Here is a 19,770-nt window from a genome sequence, read left to right on the forward strand (position 1 = left end):
CTGTCCCTCGTGTGAAAAGGGCCCGGACAGCGTCCGGGCCCTGGTTCATGCGTCGCTCGTGTCCTCGCTGTCGCCCTGTTCCGCGATCCGCGCAACCGAGACGACCTCCTCGCCTGATGCGGTGCTGAAGACCCTGACGCCGCCCGCGCTGCGCGACCGGAAGCTGATGCCGTCCACCGGAACCCGGATCGACTGCCCGGTCGAGGTCGCCAGCATGATCTGGTCGTCCATCTCGACCGGGAAGCTGGCCACAAGCGCGCCGCCGCGCATGGCCTTGTCCATCGCCATCACGCCCTGGCCGCCGCGCCCGCGAACGGGATAGTCGTGGCTGGAACTGATCTTGCCCGCGCCGTTCGCGGTGATGGTCAGGATCAGATCCTCGGCTGCCGACATCTCGGCATAGCGTTCCTGGGTGATCGCGGCCTCGGCCACGGCGTCCTCGTCCTCGTCGGCCTCGGCGCCGTCATCCAGCGCACCGGCCACGGCGCGGCGCATCTTCAGATAGGCGGCGCGTTCGGCAGGGTCGGCCTCGAAGTGGCGGATGACGGACATGCTGACCACGCGGTCGCCATTCGCCAGCCGGATGCCGCGGACGCCTGTCGAATCGCGGCCCTTGAAGACGCGCACGTCCGTCGTCTGGAAGCGGATCGCCCGGCCCGAATTCGTGACCAGCATCACGTCGTCGGCCTCGGTCGCCATGCGCACGCCGACCAGTTCCACCCCGTCCGGCAGCTTCATGGCGATCTTGCCGTTCGACTTGACGTTGGTGAAGTCCGACAGCGCGTTGCGCCGCACATCCCCGTCCGAGGTCGCAAAGACCGCCTGGTAGTTTTCCCATTCGGTCTCGGGCGCATCGACCGGCATCAGCGCGGCGATGGACACCCCCGGCTCGATCGGCAGGATGTTGACGATGGCCTTGCCCTTGGCCGTCCGCCCGCCCAGCGGCAGGCGCCAGGTCTTCAGGCGATAGACCATGCCGTCGGTGGTGAAGAACAGCAGTTCGGTATGCGTGTTGGCGACGAACAGCGTGGTGACCACGTCGTCTTCCTTGGTCGCCATGCTGGACAGGCCCTTGCCGCCGCGCCGCTGCGACCGGAATTCGGCCAGGGCTGTCCGCTTGATATAGCCGCCCGAGGTGATGGTGACGACCATGTCCTCGCGCTCGATCAGGTCCTCGTCCATCATGTCGCCGGACCATTCGGTGATCTCGGTCCGACGCGGCACGGCGAACAGGTCCTTCACCTCGCGCAATTCGTCGCTGATGATGCCCATGATCCGCTCGCGCGACCCCAGGATCGCCAGATAGTCGCGGATCGCATCGGCAAGCTGCCCCAGTTCGTCGGTGACTTCCTGCACGCCAAGCTGCGTCAGGCGCTGCAGGCGCAGCTCCAGGATGGCGCGGGCCTGGGTTTCCGACAGGTTGTAGGTGCCGTCGTCGTTCACGGGATGCAGCGGGTCGTCGATCAGGCGCAGGTATTCCAGGATGTCATGGGCGGGCCAGCGGCGTTCCATCAGCCGTTCGCGCGCCTCGGCGGCATCGGCCGAGGACCGGATCGTCGCCACGACCTCATCGACATTGCTGACCGCCACGGCCAGGCCGCACAGCACATGGCTGCGCTCGCGGGCCTTGCGCAGTTCATAGGCCGTGCGACGGGCGACGACGTCCTCGCGGAAGCTGATGAAGTAGGTCAGGAAGTCGCGCAGCGTCAGCTGTTCGGGCCGGCCGCCGTTCAGTGCCAGCATGTTGCAGCCAAAGCTGGTCTGCAGCGAGGTGAAGCGGAACAACTGGTTCAGCACCACGTCCGGCGTCGCGTCCCGCTTGAGTTCCACCACGACGCGGACGCCTTGGCGGTCGGATTCGTCCTGGACCGAGGCGATGCCTTCGACCCGCTTTTCCTTGGCCAGTTCTGCGATGCGTTCGATCAGGCTGGCCTTGTTGACCTGATAGGGCACCTCGTCCACGACGATGGCCCAGCGGTCCTTGCGCAGTTCCTCGATATGCGTTTTCGCGCGGATGATGACGCTGCCGCGCCCTTCAAGGTATGCCTTGCGCGCGCCGGACCGGCCCAGGATCAGCCCGCCGGTCGGGAAGTCGGGGCCGGGGACGATCTCCAGGATCCGTTCGGTCGGCAGATCCGGGTTCTCGATCAGCGCCAGCGTGGCGTCCACGACCTCGCCCAGGTTGTGGGGCGGAATGTTGGTGGCCATCCCGACAGCGATGCCACCAGCCCCGTTGACCAGCATGTTGGGGAAGCGCGCGGGCAGGACGGTCGGTTCGCGGTCCTTGCCGTCATAGTTGTCCTGGAAATCGACCGTGTCCTTGTCGATGTCCATCAGCAGGAAATTGGCGGGCTTGTCCATCCGCACTTCGGTGTAGCGCATGGCAGCGGGGGGATCGCCGTCCATCGACCCGAAGTTGCCCTGGCCGTCCAGAAGCGGCAGCGACATCGAGAAGTCCTGCGCCATGCGGACAAGCGCATCATAGATCGCGGCGTCCCCGTGCGGGTGGTACTTACCCATCACATCGCCCACCGGGCGCGCGGACTTGCGATAGGACTTGTCGGGCGTGTTGCCGCTTTCGTCCATCGCGTAAAGGATGCGGCGATGGACCGGCTTCAACCCGTCGCGCAGGTCGGGAATGGCCCGGCTGACGATGACCGACATGGCATAGTCCAGATACGAGGTCCGCATCTCGGAACTGATGTCGATCACCGGGCCGTCATGGGGCATCACCTGGCGCGTCGCAGCGCCGTTTTCATCGCCCGCCTCGGGGGTCTCGGGCAGGTCGTCTTCAGGGGTGTCGGCCACGGGATTTCCTCAACATCTTGTTGGGTTACATATAGGCGACGCAGCCCCCAGAGGCAATCTTGCCCCCCGATTTTCAAGCCTTTCAGCCGCGTTTTGCCGCCATTCCCCAGACCACGGCCAACCCCGCCGAAAGGACCGCGTTCCAGGCGGCCATGGACAGGCCCAGGAAGCGCCAGGCAACCTCGTCGCAGCGCACGACCGGGGCGTTCTGCAGGCGGGTCATCAGGTCCTGCGGGGACATGCTGGCCAGGTTTCCGACCGTCCCCGAGCAATGCGTGGGGCCAGCCCAAAGCTTCAGTTCGACCCCGGTGTGATAAAGGGCAAGGCCCATGGCGACGCCCGCGGCGATCATGCCCAGGACGGCCAGCGCCCGGACCCTTCCGGTCAGCCAGACCAGCGCCGCCACGGCGATCGCGGCGACATGGGGACAGCGCTGCAGGATGCACAGCTCGCATGGGGCGTAGCCCGCTGCCTGAAAGCCAAGCGCGGCAATCAGAAGCGCCGCCGATCCGGCCCCGGCCAGCAGGGAAAGTTGTCGTCCGTCCATGGTCCTCTCGTCCTTGATTTGCCCTGTGGATCGGCCTGCGCGGCGGCCGCGTCAAGCACCTTGCGGCCTTGTCGCGGCGCTGTGATGATCCCGCCGTGGCAGCCCTGCGGAACCTGCGAGACGGGCTGGTGTTTCCTTGCAGACGACCCCACATCGGGGATCAAGGGAGGTCATGGCGCATGCAATGGCGTGGTCGGCGCGGCAGCAGCAATATCGAGGATCGGCGGGGCATGGGCGCCGCGGGGGCAGGGGGAGTCGGCGTGGTCGGGATGCTGGCGATCCTGGCGGTGGGTTATTTCTTCGGCATCGACATCACGCCCCTGGTGCAGGGCATGGACCAGGGCCAGCCACAGGAGAGCCGTCCCCTGACCGAGGAAGACCAGCAATGGGGCGAATTCGTTTCGGTCGTGCTGGCGGATACCGAGGAGGTCTGGGCCCCGGTCCTTCCGCAGCAGGCCGGAGTCGACTATGTCGAGCCGAAGCTGGTGCTGTTCAGCGGCGTCGTGCAATCGGCTTGCGGGGGCGCTTCCTCGGCCATGGGGCCGTTCTACTGCCCCGGCGACCAGCGCGTTTATCTGGACACTGACTTCTTCGACATGATGGCCAGCCGCATGGGGGCGGGGGGTGATTTCGCCTATGCCTATGTCATCGCGCACGAGGTCGGCCACCATGTCCAGAACCTGACCGGCACCCTGGGCGAAACGAACCGCCTGCGTAGCCAGGTCAGCGAGCAGCAGGCAAACCAGATCTCGGTCCTGACCGAGCTTCAGGCCGACTGCTATGCCGGCATATGGGCGCGCCAGGCGCAGCAACGGTTCGGCACGCTTGAGGCGGGCGACCTGGAAGAGGCCATGGGCGCGGCCGAAGCCGTGGGCGACGACGTGATCCAGGCGAATGCGGGCCGCACGCCGGTGCCCGACAGCTTCACCCATGGCAGCGCGGCGCAGCGCCAGGAATGGCTGATGCGCGGCTTCAACTCGGGCGATATGGCCCAGTGCGACACGTTCAAGGCGGCGGGATTGTAGTTCCGCCCTACGAAAGGAGAAGACGGATGCTGACGATCTTCACGATCCTGACAATCGGGCTTGGCGCGGCGATGCTGCGCCGGCGCCCCGAACCGCGGCGCGTTCTGGTTCGCGCAAGGCGCTGACCCTATCGCGGAACGCGGGGCGCGCGGCCTTCCTCCATCTGTGCCCATTCGGGCCACAGGTCCAGCCATTCCAGCGCCGCGATGGCCAGGCCTGCCGCGACGATCAGCAGGACGAGCTTGACCATCCGGGCACTTGGCGGGTTTCGCGCCCATTTTGATGCCCGAAGCAGCCAGATCAGGTTGTTCACGGCGATGGCCTCCTGCTAGATCGGGCGGACTCGATCAGAGTCCCCGTCGCCTTTCAAGACCGAACACTGCGAGACGCCTTTGCCGAATCATCACGATACCCGCGACCTTCCCTATAGCGCCAAGCAGATGTTCGACCTGGTGGCCGATATCGAAAGCTATCCGCAGTTCCTGCCCTGGAACAGCGCAGCCCGCATCCGGTCCCGGGAGACCCGGCCGGACGGGGCCGAGGAAATCGCCGCCGATCTGGTGATCAGCTTCAAGGTCTTTCGCGAACGCTTTGGCAGCCGTGTCGTCCTGTGGCCTGCCGATCCTGACACCGGCGCGCTGAAGATCGACACCGAATACCTGGACGGGCCGTTCAAATACATGCGCAGCGGCTGGACCTTCATTGACCGCCCCGAGGGCGGCAGCCGCGTCGATTTCTTCGTGGATTTCGAATTCAAGAACATGATCCTGCAACGGCTGATCGGGGTCGTCTTCCATGAGGCGATGGTGCGGATTGTCCGGGCGTTCGAAAACCGGGCAAAGAAGCTCTACGGGGAGGCGAAGGGCGCCCGCGCGTAACCGTGCGGCGCATCGCCTTGCCGACGTAAGCGGGCTGGCAGGACAGTCTCCTCGGCCCGGGGACATGCGATGGTTCCGACCATCACTGCCCTTGAAGATTTTCCCGAAAAGGCGAGGGGCTTGCGGGTGCCACGCAGGTCCGCCGGGTGCGGAAGGCTCCCCCTTTGAGGTGATGAAGCAGCACCTACGTAGCGCGCCATCCCTTGGGCAAAACCACCCTGTCAGGACAGCAGGAATACCCGGAGTTGCCGGCCCATCTTGTCGGCCGAGGCACGGCGCCCCTATGGGGCCTTTGTGAACCGTTTCACAGTCTAGCCGCATCCAAGGTCAGTGGGGTAAAGCCCCACCTGCCGGAATGCGAATTCTACCGATCCCTGCAGGGTGGCGTTTCCGCCACCCGCAGCCTCAACTCAACGCCGCGCGCAGATCCTCGGCCCGGTCCGTCTTTTCCCAGCTGAACGCCGTCCCGCGGTTCAGCTGATAGGGATGGCGTCCGAAATGGCCATAGGAGGCCGTGGGACGATAGATCGGGTGCAGCAGATCCAGGTCGCGGATGATGGCGAAGGGGCGCAGGTCGAAGACCTCGCGGACCGCGGCCACGATCTTGTCATGGGGCACCGTCTCGGTCCCGAAGGTGTTGAGCGAGATCGAGGTCGGCTGCGCCTCGCCGATCGCGTAGCTCACCTGGATCTCGCAACGGCTGGCCAGCCCCGCCGCGACGATGTTCTTGGCGACCCAGCGGCCCGCATAGGCCGCCGAGCGGTCCACCTTGGAAGGATCCTTGCCGGAAAACGCGCCGCCGCCGTGGCGCGCCATGCCGCCATAGCTGTCCACGATGATCTTGCGGCCCGTCAGCCCGCAATCGCCGACCGGCCCGCCGATCACGAACTTGCCGGTCGGGTTGATGAAGTACTTGGTCTTGTCCGACAGCCAAGCAGCGGGCAGGACCGGCTTGATGATCTCCTCGATCACCGCTTCGCGCAGGTCGGACAGCGTGATTTCCGGATTGTGCTGCGTGGACAGGACCACCGCGTCGATCGCCTCCGGGCGGCCGTCCGCGCCATAGCGCAGCGTCACCTGCGATTTCGCGTCAGGGCGCAGCCATTTCAGCGTGCCGTCGCGGCGGACCTTGGCCTGCCGTTCGACCAGCCGATGCGCATAGGTGATCGGCGCCGGCATCAGCACGTCGGTTTCGTCCGAGGCATAGCCGAACATCAGCCCCTGGTCGCCCGCGCCCTGGTCCTCCAGGTTGTCGCGGTCCACGCCCTGGTTGATCTCGGGCGACTGCTTGCCGATGATGTTGATGACCGAACAGGTCGAGCCGTCAAAGCCCACGTCGGACGAGGTATAGCCGATGTCGTTGATGACGCCGCGGACAATGCTTTCCAGATCGACCCAGGCATTGGTCGAAATCTCGCCCGAGATGATCGCGACGCCGGTTTTCACCATGGTTTCGCAGGCAACGCGGGCGCGCGGATCCTCGGCCAAGATGGCATCAAGGATCGCGTCGGAAATCTGGTCGGCAATCTTGTCGGGATGGCCCTCGGACACAGATTCCGAGGTGAACAGCGAATATTCCATGAATCAATACCGGTAATGATCGGACTTGAAGGGACCCTCGGGCGTCACGCCGATATAGTCGGCCTGATCCGGCGACAGTTGTGTCAGCTTGGCCCCGACCTTGTCCAGATGCAGCCGCGCGACTTTTTCGTCCAGCGCCTTGGGCAGGATATAGACGCCGGGCGCGTATTCACCGCCCCTGGTCCACAGTTCGATCTGCGCCAGCACCTGGTTGGTGAAGCTGGCCGACATCACGAAGGATGGATGGCCCGTGGCGTTGCCTAGGTTCAGCAGGCGGCCCTGGCTCAGCAGGATGATGCGATTGCCCGAGGGCATCTCGATCATGTCCACCTGGTCCTTGATGTTGGTCCATTTGTGGTTGCGCAGGCTGGCGACCTGGATCTCGTTGTCGAAGTGGCCGATGTTGCCGACAATCGCCATGTCCTTCATCTCGCGCATGTGCTCGATGCGGATCACGTCCTTGTTGCCGGTCGTGGTGACGAAGATGTCGGCCGTGGCTGCCACATCCTCCAGCAGAACAACCTCGAACCCGTCCATGGCGGCTTGCAGGGCGCAGATCGGGTCGACCTCGGTCACCTTCACCCGCGCGCCCGCGCCGCGCAGGCTGGCAGCGCTGCCCTTGCCCACGTCGCCATAGCCGCAGACCACGGCGACCTTGCCGGCCATCATCGTGTCGGTGGCGCGGCGGATGCCGTCCACCAGCGATTCCTTGCAGCCATACTTGTTGTCGAATTTCGACTTGGTGACGCTGTCGTTCACGTTGATCGCCGGGAAGGGCAGCAGGCCGCGCTTGTGCAGGTCGTAAAGGCGGTGGACGCCGGTGGTCGTTTCCTCGGAAACGCCCTTGATGGCGTCACGCTGGCGGGTGAACCAGCCGGGGCTTTCGGCCAGACGCTTGCGGATCTGGGCGAACAGGGCCTCTTCTTCCTCGCTGGTCGGCACGTCGATCAGGCCGGTCTCGCCCGCCTCGACCCGCGCGCCCAGCAGGACATACATGGTCGCGTCTCCGCCATCGTCCAGGATCATGTTCGCCGTACCTTCGGTGAACTGGAAGATCTTGTCGGTATAGGCCCAGTATTCCGTCAGCGTCTCGCCCTTGATGGCGAAGACCGGCACCCCCGTCGCGGCGATCGCGGCGGCGGCGTGATCCTGGGTCGAATAGATGTTGCAGGACGCCCAGCGAACCTCGGCGCCCAGCGCCACCAGCGTCTCGATCAGCACGGCGGTCTGCACCGTCATGTGCAGGCTGCCTGCGATCCTGGCACCGGCCAGGGGCCTGGATGCGCCGTATTCCGCCCGCAGCGCCATCAGGCCGGGCATTTCCGTTTCTGCGATGTCCAGTTCCTTGCGGCCGAAATCGGCCAGCGCGATGTCGCGGATGATATGGTCGGTCACAGCGGTTGATCTTTCGTTCGTCCTGGTTCCTGACCGGATAGCCGATGCCTGCTGTAATCGAAAGCGAAAAGGGGTGGCGTTGCCCGCCCGTCGCGGCAAGGTCATGTGGCTGCGGCGGAACCCCAGATCCGCCGCAGCCCGGAAGGCGACAGTGCGCTGACCGCCTTCCTTTCGTGCGACACGCCTTCGCGACAGGGGGCAGGGCGCCCTCCTGTTCACGCGACAGGTTGCCAGACCAATCTGAAGATTTGATTAAGATAACGCCGGCGACGGGACCTGCCGCGTCGCGCGGGCGAAATGGATGCTGTTCAAATCGCGGTGTTTGACCGGGTTGCGGCCCTCTTGCGCTGCTCCCGGGATGTTTCGAGACGGCTTGCGAAACGCTTGACGAAGTCGGCCATGGCCAGTTCCGCCGCCTCGAGCGGGTCCTGGCACGGAAGCAGGCCGTCCATCCGTCCATCGACCACCATGCGGGCCAGACCATAGGCAAAGGTTCGCGACGACAGAACGATCATCGAGATGTCCTCGTCCTCGCGCAGGTGTCCCGCCTTCTGGGCACGTTCCAGCATCCGGGTCATCAGATCGACCACCGAATCCAGATAGCGGCGCAGTTTAGGGGTGTGCATGGCATTGAGCGTCGGGTGGCCGTTGATCAGCCGGAACTGCGTCCGGTGATCGGCTGCCCAGCGGACATAGGCGATGCCAAGCGCCAGGAACTGAGCCACGGCATCGTCGGGGTCGATCTTGACGACGGCCTTTGTGCAGGAATCGATCAGCCGCACCAGTGCCTGTTCGGCTACGGCGATCAGCAGGCTCTGGTCATCGGGGAAGATCCGCCGGAGTTCGGCGACAGGTATGCCAATGCGCCGCGCGACATGTTCCAGCTCCGGGTCCTGCTTGCCAAGATCCGCCATCATCTCGATCGTTGCAACGACAGCCTGACCGTGAAGGCCCAGGCCCCTCATGATGTCGTCATGCTTGCTCATGCTCTGTTCCCGTCCGGCATGGCTCATGGCTGGCCCAATGGTGCCCCAACGCCACCATTTCTCCAATAAGTTGAACCATTCCGGCGCCGCGCGGTTCCCTTTCCGCGCGCCGTCTCGGCAAAGATATGTGCAGACGATTGCAGGACCGCGGGCTGCGCGCGGCCTGGCGAGACTGGCTGACTCTTGCCCACGCGCATCTGCCCACAATCCGTCACTGGTTCCATCGTACAAAAATAACACGCCGCCACGTGGCCGCGAACTGGGCTAAAACGACAACTTGACGTTAGGGAAACCTCGGTCAGCCTTCCGCGCGGGCCTGCCGCTTGCGCTCGTGCGGGTCCAGGTAGCGCTTGCGCAGGCGGATGTTCTTGGGCGTGACCTCGACCAGCTCGTCGTCGTTGACATAAGCGATGGCTTCTTCCAGCGACATCCGGACCGGAGGCGTCAGGCGCACGGCCTCGTCAGTGCCGGACGCGCGGACGTTGGTCAGCTTCTTGCCTTTGAGCGGGTTCACTTCCAGGTCGTTGTCGCGGCTATGTTCGCCGATGATCATGCCCTGATACAGCTGTTCCTGCGCGCCGATGAACATCTTGCCCCGGTCTTCCAGGTTCCACAGCGCATAGGCCACGGACACGCCGTCTTCCATGGAGATCAGCACGCCCTGGCGGCGACCCTGGATCGCGCCCTTGTAGGGGGTCCAGCCGTGGAAGATGCGGTTCAGCACGCCGTTGCCGCGCGTGTCGGTCATGAATTCGCCGTGATAGCCGATCAGGCCGCGCGACGGCACATGGGCGACGATCCGGGTCTTGCCATGGCCCGCCGGGCGCATGTCCACCATGTCGCCCTTGCGTTCGCCGGTCAGCTTCTCGATCACCACGCCGGTATAGTCGTCGTCCACGTCGATGATGACTTCCTCGACCGGCTCCAGACGCTGGCCGTCTTCCTCGCGGAAGATCACGCGGGGGCGGCTGATGGACAGCTCGAAGCCTTCGCGGCGCATGTTCTCGATTAGGACGCCCATCTGCAGTTCGCCCCGGCCCGAGACGACAAACGCGTCGCCGCCCGGTGTATCCTCGACCTTGATGGCCACGTTGACCTCGGCCTCGCGCATCAGGCGCTCGCGGATGACGCGGGACTGGACCTTCTTGCCGTCCTGGCCGGCCAGGGGGCTATCGTTGATGCCGAACGTCACGCTGATGGTGGGCGGGTCGATGGGCTGGGCGGGCAGGGCGGTGTCGATATCCAGCGCGCAGATGGTGTCGGCAACGGTCGCCTTGGCCATGCCGGCCAGCGTCACGATGTCGCCGGCCTGCGCCTCGTCGATGGGGGTCTGGGTCAGGCCGCGGAAGGCCAGGACCTTGCTGATGCGGAACTGCTCGATCCGCTCGCCGTCGCGCGACAGCGCCTTGACGGTGTCGCCGGCCTTGGCGCGGCCCGCCTCGACCCGGCCGGTCAGCAGGCGGCCCAGGAAGGGATCGGCCGACAGCGTGGTCGCCAGCATCTGGAAGGGCTCGTCCGTGCGCGCGATCTGCTTTGGCGGCTGGACATGCTTCAGGATCAGGTCGAACAGCGCCGACATGTCCTTGCGCGGGCCATCGAGCGTGTCGTCGGCCCAACCGCCGATGCCCGAGGCATAGACATGCGGGAAATCAAGCTGCTCGTCGCTGGCGCCCAGGTTCGCGAACAGGTCGAAGACATCGTTCAGCGCGTTGTCGGGCTCGGCCGCGGGCTTGTCCACCTTGTTCAGCACCACGATGGGCCGCAGGCCAAGCGCCAGAGCCTTCGAGGTCACGAACTTCGTCTGCGGCATAGGGCCTTCGGCAGCATCGACCAGCAGGCAGACGCCATCGACCATGGACAGGATGCGCTCGACCTCGCCGCCGAAGTCGGCGTGGCCGGGCGTGTCCACGATGTTGATGCGGGTGCCTTTCCATTCGACCGACGTCGCCTTGGCAAGGATGGTGATGCCGCGCTCACGCTCGATGTCGTTGCTGTCCATCGCCCGTTCGGCGACGGCCTGGTTTTCGCGGAATGCTCCGGACTGGCGCAACAGCTGGTCGACCAGCGTCGTCTTGCCGTGGTCGACGTGAGCAATGATGGCGATGTTGCGGATATCCATGAACGACCCTTTTCAATTCGCGGTCGCCCTACAGAAAAGTCGCCCGAAAGACCAGACGCAATCGCGGCGCCGCTGCGGCGCCGCGCATCTGCCTTCAGCGAAGTCCCAGGAAGGACAGGATGAACAGGACAATGACGACCAGACCGACGATGTAGATGATCGAGTTCATGGCAACGCTCCTTGTGTTGACTGCGACGGTGTTGACTGCCACGCGCGCGTCCTGGAACGGAGCGGCCTGACCGGTGTCCCCCTTCAAGGGATTGCCGTTCAACGGTTTGATCTGCTTCGGGTTCCATTTACGGCCTATGGCCGCGGCAACCAGTCCAGCCCCTGTGTCGTCAGGGCCGCAGGGTTGTACTCCGCACTGACCCATCCCTTGTATCCCGAATGATCCAGGGCCGCGAAGAAGCCCGGATAGTCGATCACGCCGCCCACCGGTTCATGCCGCCCCGGAAGGCCCGCGATTTGGATATGGCGGATGATGCCCGCGTGCTTTCGCCAGGCGGCCATGGCGTCGCCAGTGATGAGCTGGGCATGGTAGGTGTCGAATTGCAGCCCGAGATTCGGCGCCCCCGTTTCGGCGATCAGTTCGGCCGCCAGGTCGAAATCCGCCAGGAAATAGCCGGGCTGGTCCGCCGGATTCAGCGGCTCGATCGTCAGGCTGACATGGGGCGCGCGGCTGGCGGCCCAGCGGAGGTTGCGGGCAAAGGTTTCGCGCGCCTCGGGGCCCTCGGCATAGCCCGCCATGATGTGGATGTGCCGGGGCCGCAGCACGCCCGCAAAGCGCAGCGCCCGATCAAAGTCGCTGCGGAACCGCTCTTCCCGTCCCGGCTCGGCGGCAAAGCCGCGCGGGCCGCCTGCCCAGTTGGGGGGCGGCGTGTTCATCAGCACGAAGTCGAGCCCGGCCGAGATGGCCGCGCGGGACAGGTCGCGCGCCGCGATGTCATAGGGAAACAAGATCTCGACGCCCTGGAAGCCTGCCTCGGCGGCAGCGGCGAATCGCTCCAGCATCGGCAGTTCGGTGAACAGCATCGTCAGGTTGGCGGCAAAGCGGGGCATCAGGGCTCCAACGGAAAGAAGGCGCCGCCCGAGCGGATGCCGCTGCGGCCTGCCTCGTCCTCGGCCGCGGCGGCAAGGCGGTAAAAGGTCTTGCGGTCGATCAGCGCCTCGAGACCCGCGCGGACATGGACATAGGGCCGGGGTTCCTGCGCCGTGCCGCGCAGGGTGATGGGGTTTTCAGGTCCCGCTGTCACCTGGTCACCGATATTGGTGGTAAAGGTCACGGCGTCGGGCAGGATCTCGGCATCGACCGCGACGAAGGGCGCATCGATCACGCGGATCCCCACCTTTTCGACGGGGGTGACCAGAAAGAAGCCGTCGCCCTCGCGCCTGAGGATGGTGGAAAACAGCCGCACCATGGCGGGCCTGCCGATGGGCGTGCCCTGGTAGAACCAGGTGCCGTCGGGGCGAATCTCCATGTCCAGGTCGCCGCAGAAGGGCGGGTTCCAAAGATGCACCGGCAGCAGCCCGCCCTTCGCCGCCTTGCTGGCGGCGGCGGCAATGCCCTCGGCGCTCACAGCTTTGTCACCGCGATCTGCCATTCCCTGTGGTCGCCTTTCGCATATCCTCTTATGGTCGGTCTAAAGCAGCGAAGGGGCGTTGTCATGGCTTCGGATGAGATTCTGGTCGGTCAGGTCGAACAGCTTGCGCAGGCTTTGGCCGATGCCCGCACCAGCATCGAACGCCGCTTCGTCGGCCAGCACCAGGTGGTCGAGCAGGTCTTGGCCGCTATCCTGTCGGGGGGCCACGCGCTGCTGGTGGGCCAGCCGGGCCTGGGCAAGACCATGCTGGTCGATACGCTGTCAACGGTCCTGGGGCTAGACAGCCAGCGCATCCAGTTCACCCCCGACCTGATGCCCGCCGACATCCTGGGCTCCGAGGTGCTGGACGTGCTGCCCGACGGCTCCCGCGCCTTCCGCTTCATCGAGGGCCCGGTCTTCACCCAGCTTCTGATGGCGGACGAGATCAACCGCGCTTCTCCCCGCACGCAGTCCGCGCTGCTGCAGGCCATGCAGGAGCGGGAGGTCACCATCAGCGGCCAGCACCGCCCGCTGGGCCGCCCGTTCCATGTCCTCGCCACCCAGAACCCCATCGAGCAGGAAGGCACCTATCCCTTGCCCGAGGCGCAGCTGGACCGCTTCCTTTTGCAGATCGACGTGGACTATCCCGACCGCGATACCGAGCGCGACATCCTGCTGGCGACCACGGGGATCGAGGAAGCCCGCGCCCATGCCGCCTTCGACGCGGGCGGCCTGATCGCCGCGCAACGGCTGATCCGCCAGATGCCGGTGGGCGAGGGGGTGGTGGAAACGATCCTGGATCTTGTGCGCTCCTGCCGTCCGGGCGGCGCGGAATCCGCGGCTTTCATCGGCGACACGCTTGTCTGGGGGCCGGGGCCGCGCGCCGCGCAGGCCCTGATGCTGGTGACCCGCGCCCGCGCCGTGCTGAACGGCCGCTTCGCCCCCACCCTGGAGGATGTCGAGGCGATGGCCGCCCCCGTCCTGCGCCACCGCATGGCGCTGTCCTTCGCCGCCCGGGCACGGGGCGAAACCGTGGACGGCGTGATCGCGCGCCTTTTGGGCGACCGCTTCGGTCAAAGCCAGGCGGCATGAGGTTGCCTTGACCGGGTCCCCCGCCGAACTTCGCGCAAGGGCGCAATCGGCAAGCGCGCATCTGCCTGCGCTGATCCTGTCGGCTGAACGACTGGCGGCCATGGTCGCGCCCGGCGCGCACGGGCTGCGGCGCGGCGGGCCGGGCGAGGATTTCTGGCAATACCGCCCGGCGAGCCAGGGCGATACCGCACGGGCCATAGACTGGCGCCGGTCGGCCCGGTCAGATTCGCAATTCGTCCGCGACCGCGAGGCGCAGACGGCGCAGGCGGTGGGGCTGTGGGTCTCGGCCGGGCAGGGCATGGCCTATTCCGGTGCCCCGGACCGCCCGACCAAGGCGGATCGCGCCCAGCTGCTGGCCTTGGCCCTGGCGATGGTGCTGCTGCGCGGGGGCGAGAAGGTGGGCCTGCTGGGCCAGCCGGCCCGCGCAGGGCGCGTCCAGGCCGACCGGCTGGCCCAGCAGATCGTGGCGCGCAGGCCGCAAGGTGGCGATGGCGACGCCCCTGCCGCAGACCATCTGCGCCCGAACCAGCGTCTGGTGATCCTGTCGGATTTCCTGGACGACCCATCCTGGGTCGATGACCTCCTAGCCCGTGCCTCGGGCATGGGCGTGACTGGCGTGCTGATGCAGGTGCTGGACCCGGACGAGGAGGTGTTTCCCTGGACCGGCGCGGTCCTGTTCCGGTCGCTCTCGGGGGCGTTCCGCCATGACAGCAGGGATGCCGGGGGCCTACGCGAGGCCTATCTGGCGCGGCTGGCCGAGCGCCGCGACTGGCTGCGCCGCCGGGCCGAGGGAGCGGGCTGGCACTGGGGTCACCACCGGACCGACCATCCGCCCGCTGTCGCGCTGAGTTGGCTTTATCAGGTGCTTGCAGGCTGATGCTGATGCTGGGCCCCATAGGCTTCGCGGCCCCCTGGGTGCTGACGGCACTGATTGCCCTGCCGGTGCTTTGGGTGATCCTGCGCGCCATGCCGCCCGCGCCGCGCCTTGTGGCCTTTCCGGGCACGGCCCTGCTGCGCGGCCTGGTGGACAAGGTGCCGATCGCCCGGCGCACTCCCTGGTGGCTGTTGCTGCTGCGCCTTGCCGCCGTGGCGGCGCTGATCCTGGCCTTCGCAGGGCCAAGCTGGAAACCCGTGGTCGCATCCGGCCAGACCGGGCCGCTGCTGGTGATCCTCGACGCGGGCTGGTCCGCCGCCCCGGACTGGCCCGCGCGCCTGACCCGCGCCGAATCCGCGCTGTCCGATGCCGCGGCCGAGGGCCGGCCCGCCGCGCTGCTGCTGGCCGACGGCGGCGACGTGCCGGGCGCGCTGCCCTTCGCCTCGGCCGACAGCCTGCTGGCGGGCCTTCGCGCCGCGCAGCCGGTATCCTGGGCCACCGGCCTGCCTGAGGATCCCGCCGCTGCCCTGGCCGCCGTTCCCGACGGCCAGCTTGCGACCCTGTGGATCAGCGACGGGCTGGACCATCCGAACCGCGCCGCCTGGCTGGCCGCGCTGGCGGAACGCGGCCCCGTCACCGTCGTGCCGCCCGCCCGCGCCGTCCGGTCGCTGTCGCTGCACGCGGGCGACACGCCCTCGCTGACGCTGGCCGCCACGGATGAAGCCGCACCCGCGATCCTTGCCATCGGGCCCGACCCGCAGGGCCTGGAACGCGAACTGGCCCGGCTGACGCCCGGCGATGCCGCCGCTGCGGCGGGGGTCAGCACCCGCCCCGTGGCCATCGACCTGCCCCCGGAACTGCGCAACCGCATCACCCGCTTCCAGGTGGAAGGCGAGGCTCATGCGGGCGCCGTCGTTTTGGCCGACGACCGGGTGAAGCGCCGCAAGGTCGGGCTTGTGGGCGATGCCGACCGTCAGGCCGAAGGGCAGGAACTGCTGTCCCAACTGCACTATCTGCGCCGCGCGCTGGCGCCCACCACCGATCTGGTCGAGGGCGGCCTGGGCGACGTGCTGAACGCCGCCCCCGACGTGATCGTGCTGGCCGACCAGGTTGATCTGGCCGAGGCGGATGACCTTGCCGCCTGGGTGAACGACGGCGGGCTGCTGATCCGCTTTGCCGGTCCCCGCATGGCCGCGTTCGAGGATTTGCAGGACGAACCCCTGATCCCCGTCGCCCTGCGCCAGGGCGGGCGCGACATCGGCGGCGCGCTGTCCTGGGGCGATCCGCGCGCCGTCCGGCCCTTTGCGGGCGACGGCGTCTTTGCCGGGCTGACACCGCCCGAGGAGGTCACGGTCCGCGCGCAGCTGATGGCGCAGCCGGCGCCCGACCTGGCCGAAAAGACGCTGGCCGCGCTGACGGACAATACGCCGCTGGTCACGCGCGCCCGCGCGGGGCAGGGGCAGGTGGTGCTGTTCCATGTCACCGCCAATGCGGAATGGTCGAACCTGCCGATCTCGGGCCTGTTCGTGGACATGCTGAACCGCCTGGTCGAAACCGCCCGCGTTTCCCCGGCCGAGGAACAGGCCGATGACCGCGAACAGCCCTTCTGGACGCCCGAGACGGTGCTGGACGGCTTTGGCCGCGCCTCTCCGGCCGAGGGGCTGGCCCCGGTGCCTGCGGCCGATCTGGCGCTTGGCCCCGGACCCGGCCGCCCGGCGGGCATCTATGCCGCGGGCGAACGTCGGGTGGCGCTGAATGCGGGTGGGCCGCTGGTTCTGGCCGAATGGCCCGGAGCCACCGTCGAGGCTGTCGGCACCACCGGCGGGCGCGACCTCAAGGGGGTGCTGCTGGCTGTCGCGGCGCTGATCCTGGCAGCCGATGCGCTTGGTTCCGCGGCGATCGCGCGGGGCGGGCGTGTCGCCGCCGCCGTCCTGCTGGCCTTGGTGATCCAGCCCGTGCCGCCCGCCGCGGCGCAGGAGGTGAACCCGGAACTGGCCCGCGCCGCCGACGAGGTCGCGCTGGCCTATGTCGTGACCGGGGACGACCGCGTCGACGAGGCGTCCCGCCTGGGACTTCGGGGCCTTTCCATGGTGCTGGCGCAGCGCACCTCGGTCGAGCCGGGAGAGCCGGTGGCCATCGATCTGGACTCCGACGATCTTTCGGTGCTGACGATGCTTTACTGGCCGATCACCGACACCCAGGCCTTGCCGTCGCCCCAGGCCTATGTCCGGCTGAACCACTTCATGCGCTCGGGCGGGATGATCCTGTTCGACACCCGCGACGGCGATGTCACGGGTGTTGGCGGGCCGGACATGTCGCAGGCCCTGCAGGCCCTCGCGGCGCCCCTGGAGATTCCGCCCCTCTCGCCCGTGCCGCTGGATCACGTGCTGACGCGCAGCTTCTATCTGCTGGGCGACTTCCCGGGCCGCTGGCAGGGCAACCCGGTCTGGCTTGAAGCGCCGCCCGCCGGCGCGGAGGCGGCCGAGGGCGTGCCATTCCGCCAGTTGAACGACGGCGTCAGCCCCGTGGTGATCGGCGGCAACAGCTGGGCCGAGGCCTGGGCGGTGGACGAGAACGGCTTTCCGGCCTTTCCCATCGGCCGGGGCTGGGAAGGCGAGCAGCAGCGCGAGATGGCCTTCAGGTTTGGCGTGAACCTGATGATGTATGTGCTGACAGGCAATTACAAATCCGACCAGGTCCATGTTCCCGCCCTTCTTGACCGCATGAGGACCGAGGAGATGCTTGGCCCATGACCCAGCTGCGCTTCGATCCCTTGCTGCCCTGGTGGGCGATTGCCGCGCTGGCGGTGCTGGCGCTGGCGGTGGCGGGCTTCGCGCTGTGGCGGGGGCTGCGGGGCTGGGCGTGGCGCGGGCTGGCGGGGATTGCCGCGGCGCTGGCCCTGGCCGGACCCGCGCTGGAGATCGGCAGCCGCACGGGCCTGTCCGACATCGTGATCCTGATCGACGACCGCTCTGCCAGCCAGACGCTGCCGGAACGGACCGCGCAGGCGGACGCGGCGGTGGATGCGATGACCCGCCAGATCGCCGCGCTGCCGAATACCGAACTGCGCCGCGTCACGGTGGGCGACAGCGACGACGGCACCCTGCTTGCGACCGAGATGGCCCGCGCCATCGCGGCGGAACCGGAAACCCGGCTGGCGGGCGTGATTGCCGTCACCGACGGGCGCCTGCACGATCCGGCAATGCTGCCCGCGACCGCGCCCGCCCCGGTCCATGTCCTGCTGACCGGCCGTCCGCAGGACTGGGACCGCCGCCTTGTGATCGAGGAAGCGCCCGCCTTTGGCCTGATCGACCAGGAAATCACAATCCGCCTGAGGGTCGAGGATCAGGGCGCCGTGCCCCCCGAGGCGCAGACCGGATCCGTCAACCTGCGCCTGTCCCTTGATGGAGAGGATGAGCAGGTGCTGTCCGTGCCGCTGGATCAGCCGATCACCTTGCCCTTGATGCTGGATCACGCGGGCCAGAACGTCGTGCAGATCGGCTTCGACGCCCCGGAAGGCAGCGAGCTGACCGACCGCAACAACAGCGCCGCCATCAGCATCAACGGCGTGCGCGACCGTCTGCGGGTGCTGCTGGTCTCGGGCGAACCGCATGCGGGCGAACGGACCTGGCGCAACCTGCTCAAGTCCGACGCGGCGGTCGATCTGATCCACTTCACCATCCTGCGCCCGCCCGACAAGTCGGACGGCGTGCCGGTCAACGAACTGTCGCTGATCGCCTTTCCGACCCAGGAGCTGTTCATGGAGCGGATCGAGGATTTCGACCTGATCATCTTCGACCGCTACAGCGTGCGGGGCATCCTGCCGCCGGACTATTACGACAACATCGCTCGCTATGTCGAAGGGGGCGGGGCGATCCTTGTCTCTGCCGGACCGGAAATGGCCGGGGTCGAGAGCCTTTATCTCTCGCCCCTGGGCCGCATCCTGCCCGCCCGGCCCACGGGGCAGGTGCTGGAGCAACCCTATCTGCCCCGCCTGACCGACGACGGGCGGCGCCACCCCGTTACCGCCGGCCTGCCGGGGTCCGAGGGCGAGGAGCCGACCTGGGGCCGCTGGTTGCGCATGGCGACGGTGACGCCCGATCCCGACGCGCAGGTCGCCATGACGGGGATCGACGACCAGCCGCTGCTGATCCTTGACCGCGTGGACGACGGGCGGGTGGCGCTGCTGACCTCGGACCAGGTATGGCTCTGGGGTCGCGGCTTCGAGGGCGGGGGGCCGCAGCTGGAATTGCTGCGCCGCATCGCCCATTGGTCGATGAAGGAACCCGAGCTTGAGGAGGAAGCCCTGCTGGCCGATGTCGCGGACGACCTGTCCGTCCGTTTCACGCGCCGCACCATGGCCGACAGCGCCGGCCCCCTGGTCGTGACCCGCCCCGATGGCGAAACCGAGGAGGTGCCGCTGGCGGAGGCCGGGCCGGGCCGCTTTACCGCCGACTGGACCGCGCCCGAGCCGGGGCTCTACCGCCTGCAGGATGGCGACCTGCGCCGCGTGCTGGCCCTGGGCCCCGCCGCGCCGCGCGAGTTCGAGCAGACCGTGGCCGATGCCGCCACGCTTGCGCCGCTGGTCAACGGCACGGGCGGAGGCGTCATGCCCCTGTCGGACGGTGTGCCCGACCTGCGCACCGTCGCGCCGGGACGGACCGCGCATGGCAGCGCGGGCCTTGGGGACTGGATCGCCATCACCCCGCGCGAGGCGGCATCGGTGACCGGGCTGGAACGCAAGCCGCTGCTGCCGGGCTGGGCCTGGCTTGTGCTGGTGGCAGGCCTGATCCTGACCGGCTGGCTGCGCGAAGGGCGTGCCGGGGGTGGCGGCGGGCGGGCGCCGGTTCCCGGGGCAGGGAGCGCCTGATCGGCTTGCCAAGCG

Annotated in this window: 16 protein-coding genes; 6 read left to right on the forward strand and 10 right to left on the reverse strand. The window is 67.4% G+C overall.

Annotation, left to right across the window (positions count from 1 at the left end; genetic code table 11):
* Positions 1 to 45 precede the first annotated feature (45 nt).
* Together gyrA and OU682_RS05940 are read right to left on the reverse strand one after the other, a co-directional pair.
* Complete coding sequence (gene gyrA, locus OU682_RS05935; RefSeq protein ID WP_268941265.1) at positions 46 to 2,730, reverse strand: DNA gyrase subunit A; 2,685 nt, start codon at positions 2,728 to 2,730, stop codon at positions 46 to 48.
* Positions 2,731 to 2,890: 160 nt separating this feature from the next.
* Complete coding sequence (locus tag OU682_RS05940; RefSeq protein WP_268941154.1) at positions 2,891 to 3,355, reverse strand: disulfide bond formation protein B; 465 nt, start codon at positions 3,353 to 3,355, stop codon at positions 2,891 to 2,893.
* A gap of 179 nt (positions 3,356 to 3,534) precedes the next feature.
* Between OU682_RS05940 and ypfJ the strand changes: the two genes are divergently transcribed.
* Complete coding sequence (gene ypfJ / locus OU682_RS05945; RefSeq protein WP_268941155.1) at positions 3,535 to 4,380, forward strand: KPN_02809 family neutral zinc metallopeptidase; 846 nt, start codon at positions 3,535 to 3,537, stop codon at positions 4,378 to 4,380.
* 127 nt (positions 4,381 to 4,507) lie between these two features.
* On the opposite strand, the gene OU682_RS05950 is transcribed toward ypfJ, so the two are convergent.
* Positions 4,508 to 4,693: a hypothetical protein gene (locus OU682_RS05950; RefSeq protein WP_268941156.1), complete on the reverse strand. Its 186-nt coding sequence runs from the start codon at positions 4,691 to 4,693 to the stop codon at positions 4,508 to 4,510.
* 79 nt (positions 4,694 to 4,772) lie between these two features.
* On the opposite strand from OU682_RS05950, the gene OU682_RS05955 reads away from it, so the two are divergent.
* Positions 4,773 to 5,258, forward strand: a complete 486-nt coding sequence (locus OU682_RS05955) for a type II toxin-antitoxin system RatA family toxin (protein WP_268941157.1) — start codon at positions 4,773 to 4,775, stop codon at positions 5,256 to 5,258.
* Positions 5,259 to 5,663: 405 nt separating this feature from the next.
* Here OU682_RS05955 and metK read toward each other — a convergent pair whose 3' ends face one another.
* From metK to OU682_RS05990, 7 genes are all read right to left on the reverse strand, one after another.
* On the reverse strand, positions 5,664 to 6,839 hold the full coding sequence (gene metK, locus OU682_RS05960) for a methionine adenosyltransferase (RefSeq protein ID WP_268941158.1): 1,176 nt from the start codon (positions 6,837 to 6,839) through the stop codon (positions 5,664 to 5,666).
* A gap of 3 nt (positions 6,840 to 6,842) precedes the next feature.
* Complete coding sequence (gene ahcY, locus OU682_RS05965) at positions 6,843 to 8,234, reverse strand: adenosylhomocysteinase (RefSeq protein ID WP_268941159.1); 1,392 nt, start codon at positions 8,232 to 8,234, stop codon at positions 6,843 to 6,845.
* A gap of 308 nt (positions 8,235 to 8,542) precedes the next feature.
* A complete protein-coding gene (locus OU682_RS05970; protein ID WP_268941160.1) occupies positions 8,543 to 9,220 on the reverse strand; it encodes a TetR/AcrR family transcriptional regulator in 678 nt (225 codons plus the stop codon).
* Between the two features lie 298 nt (positions 9,221 to 9,518).
* Positions 9,519 to 11,339: a translational GTPase TypA gene (typA, locus tag OU682_RS05975; protein ID WP_268941161.1), complete on the reverse strand. Its 1,821-nt coding sequence runs from the start codon at positions 11,337 to 11,339 to the stop codon at positions 9,519 to 9,521.
* 94 nt (positions 11,340 to 11,433) lie between these two features.
* Positions 11,434 to 11,595, reverse strand: coding sequence for a hypothetical protein (locus tag OU682_RS05980; protein WP_268941162.1), 162 nt, complete (start codon positions 11,593 to 11,595; stop codon positions 11,434 to 11,436).
* Positions 11,596 to 11,642: 47 nt separating this feature from the next.
* The gene (locus OU682_RS05985; RefSeq protein WP_268941163.1) at positions 11,643 to 12,398 is read right to left on the reverse strand and encodes a hydroxypyruvate isomerase family protein; all 756 of its coding nucleotides are present in this window, start codon (positions 12,396 to 12,398) and stop codon (positions 11,643 to 11,645) included.
* Positions 12,398 to 12,940 (reverse strand): DUF1285 domain-containing protein, encoded by a 543-nt coding sequence (locus OU682_RS05990; RefSeq protein WP_268941164.1) that lies wholly within the window; start codon positions 12,938 to 12,940, stop codon positions 12,398 to 12,400. The genes OU682_RS05985 and OU682_RS05990 overlap by 1 nt, the downstream gene beginning before the upstream one ends.
* Positions 12,941 to 13,003: 63 nt before the next feature.
* Here OU682_RS05990 and OU682_RS05995 point away from each other — a divergent pair, with 63 nt between their 5' ends.
* The 4 genes from OU682_RS05995 to OU682_RS06010 are packed head-to-tail and all read left to right on the forward strand — an operon-like array spanning position 13,004 to position 19,755.
* Complete coding sequence (locus OU682_RS05995; protein WP_268941165.1) at positions 13,004 to 14,011, forward strand: AAA family ATPase; 1,008 nt, start codon at positions 13,004 to 13,006, stop codon at positions 14,009 to 14,011.
* 7 nt (positions 14,012 to 14,018) lie between these two features.
* A complete protein-coding gene (locus OU682_RS06000; RefSeq protein ID WP_268941166.1) occupies positions 14,019 to 14,888 on the forward strand; it encodes a DUF58 domain-containing protein in 870 nt (289 codons plus the stop codon).
* Positions 14,889 to 14,893: 5 nt separating this feature from the next.
* Entirely contained in the window at positions 14,894 to 17,638 is a 2,745-nt protein-coding gene (locus tag OU682_RS06005) for a DUF4159 domain-containing protein (protein ID WP_329609785.1), read from the forward strand.
* The gene (locus OU682_RS06010; RefSeq protein WP_268941168.1) at positions 17,635 to 19,755 is read left to right on the forward strand and encodes a hypothetical protein; all 2,121 of its coding nucleotides are present in this window, start codon (positions 17,635 to 17,637) and stop codon (positions 19,753 to 19,755) included. The genes OU682_RS06005 and OU682_RS06010 overlap by 4 nt, the downstream gene beginning before the upstream one ends.
* The last annotated feature ends 15 nt before the right edge of the window (positions 19,756 to 19,770 follow it).

The organism is Paracoccus benzoatiresistens (assembly GCF_026913015.1).
GTDB classification, from domain to species: Bacteria; Pseudomonadota; Alphaproteobacteria; order Rhodobacterales; family Rhodobacteraceae; genus Paracoccus; species Paracoccus benzoatiresistens.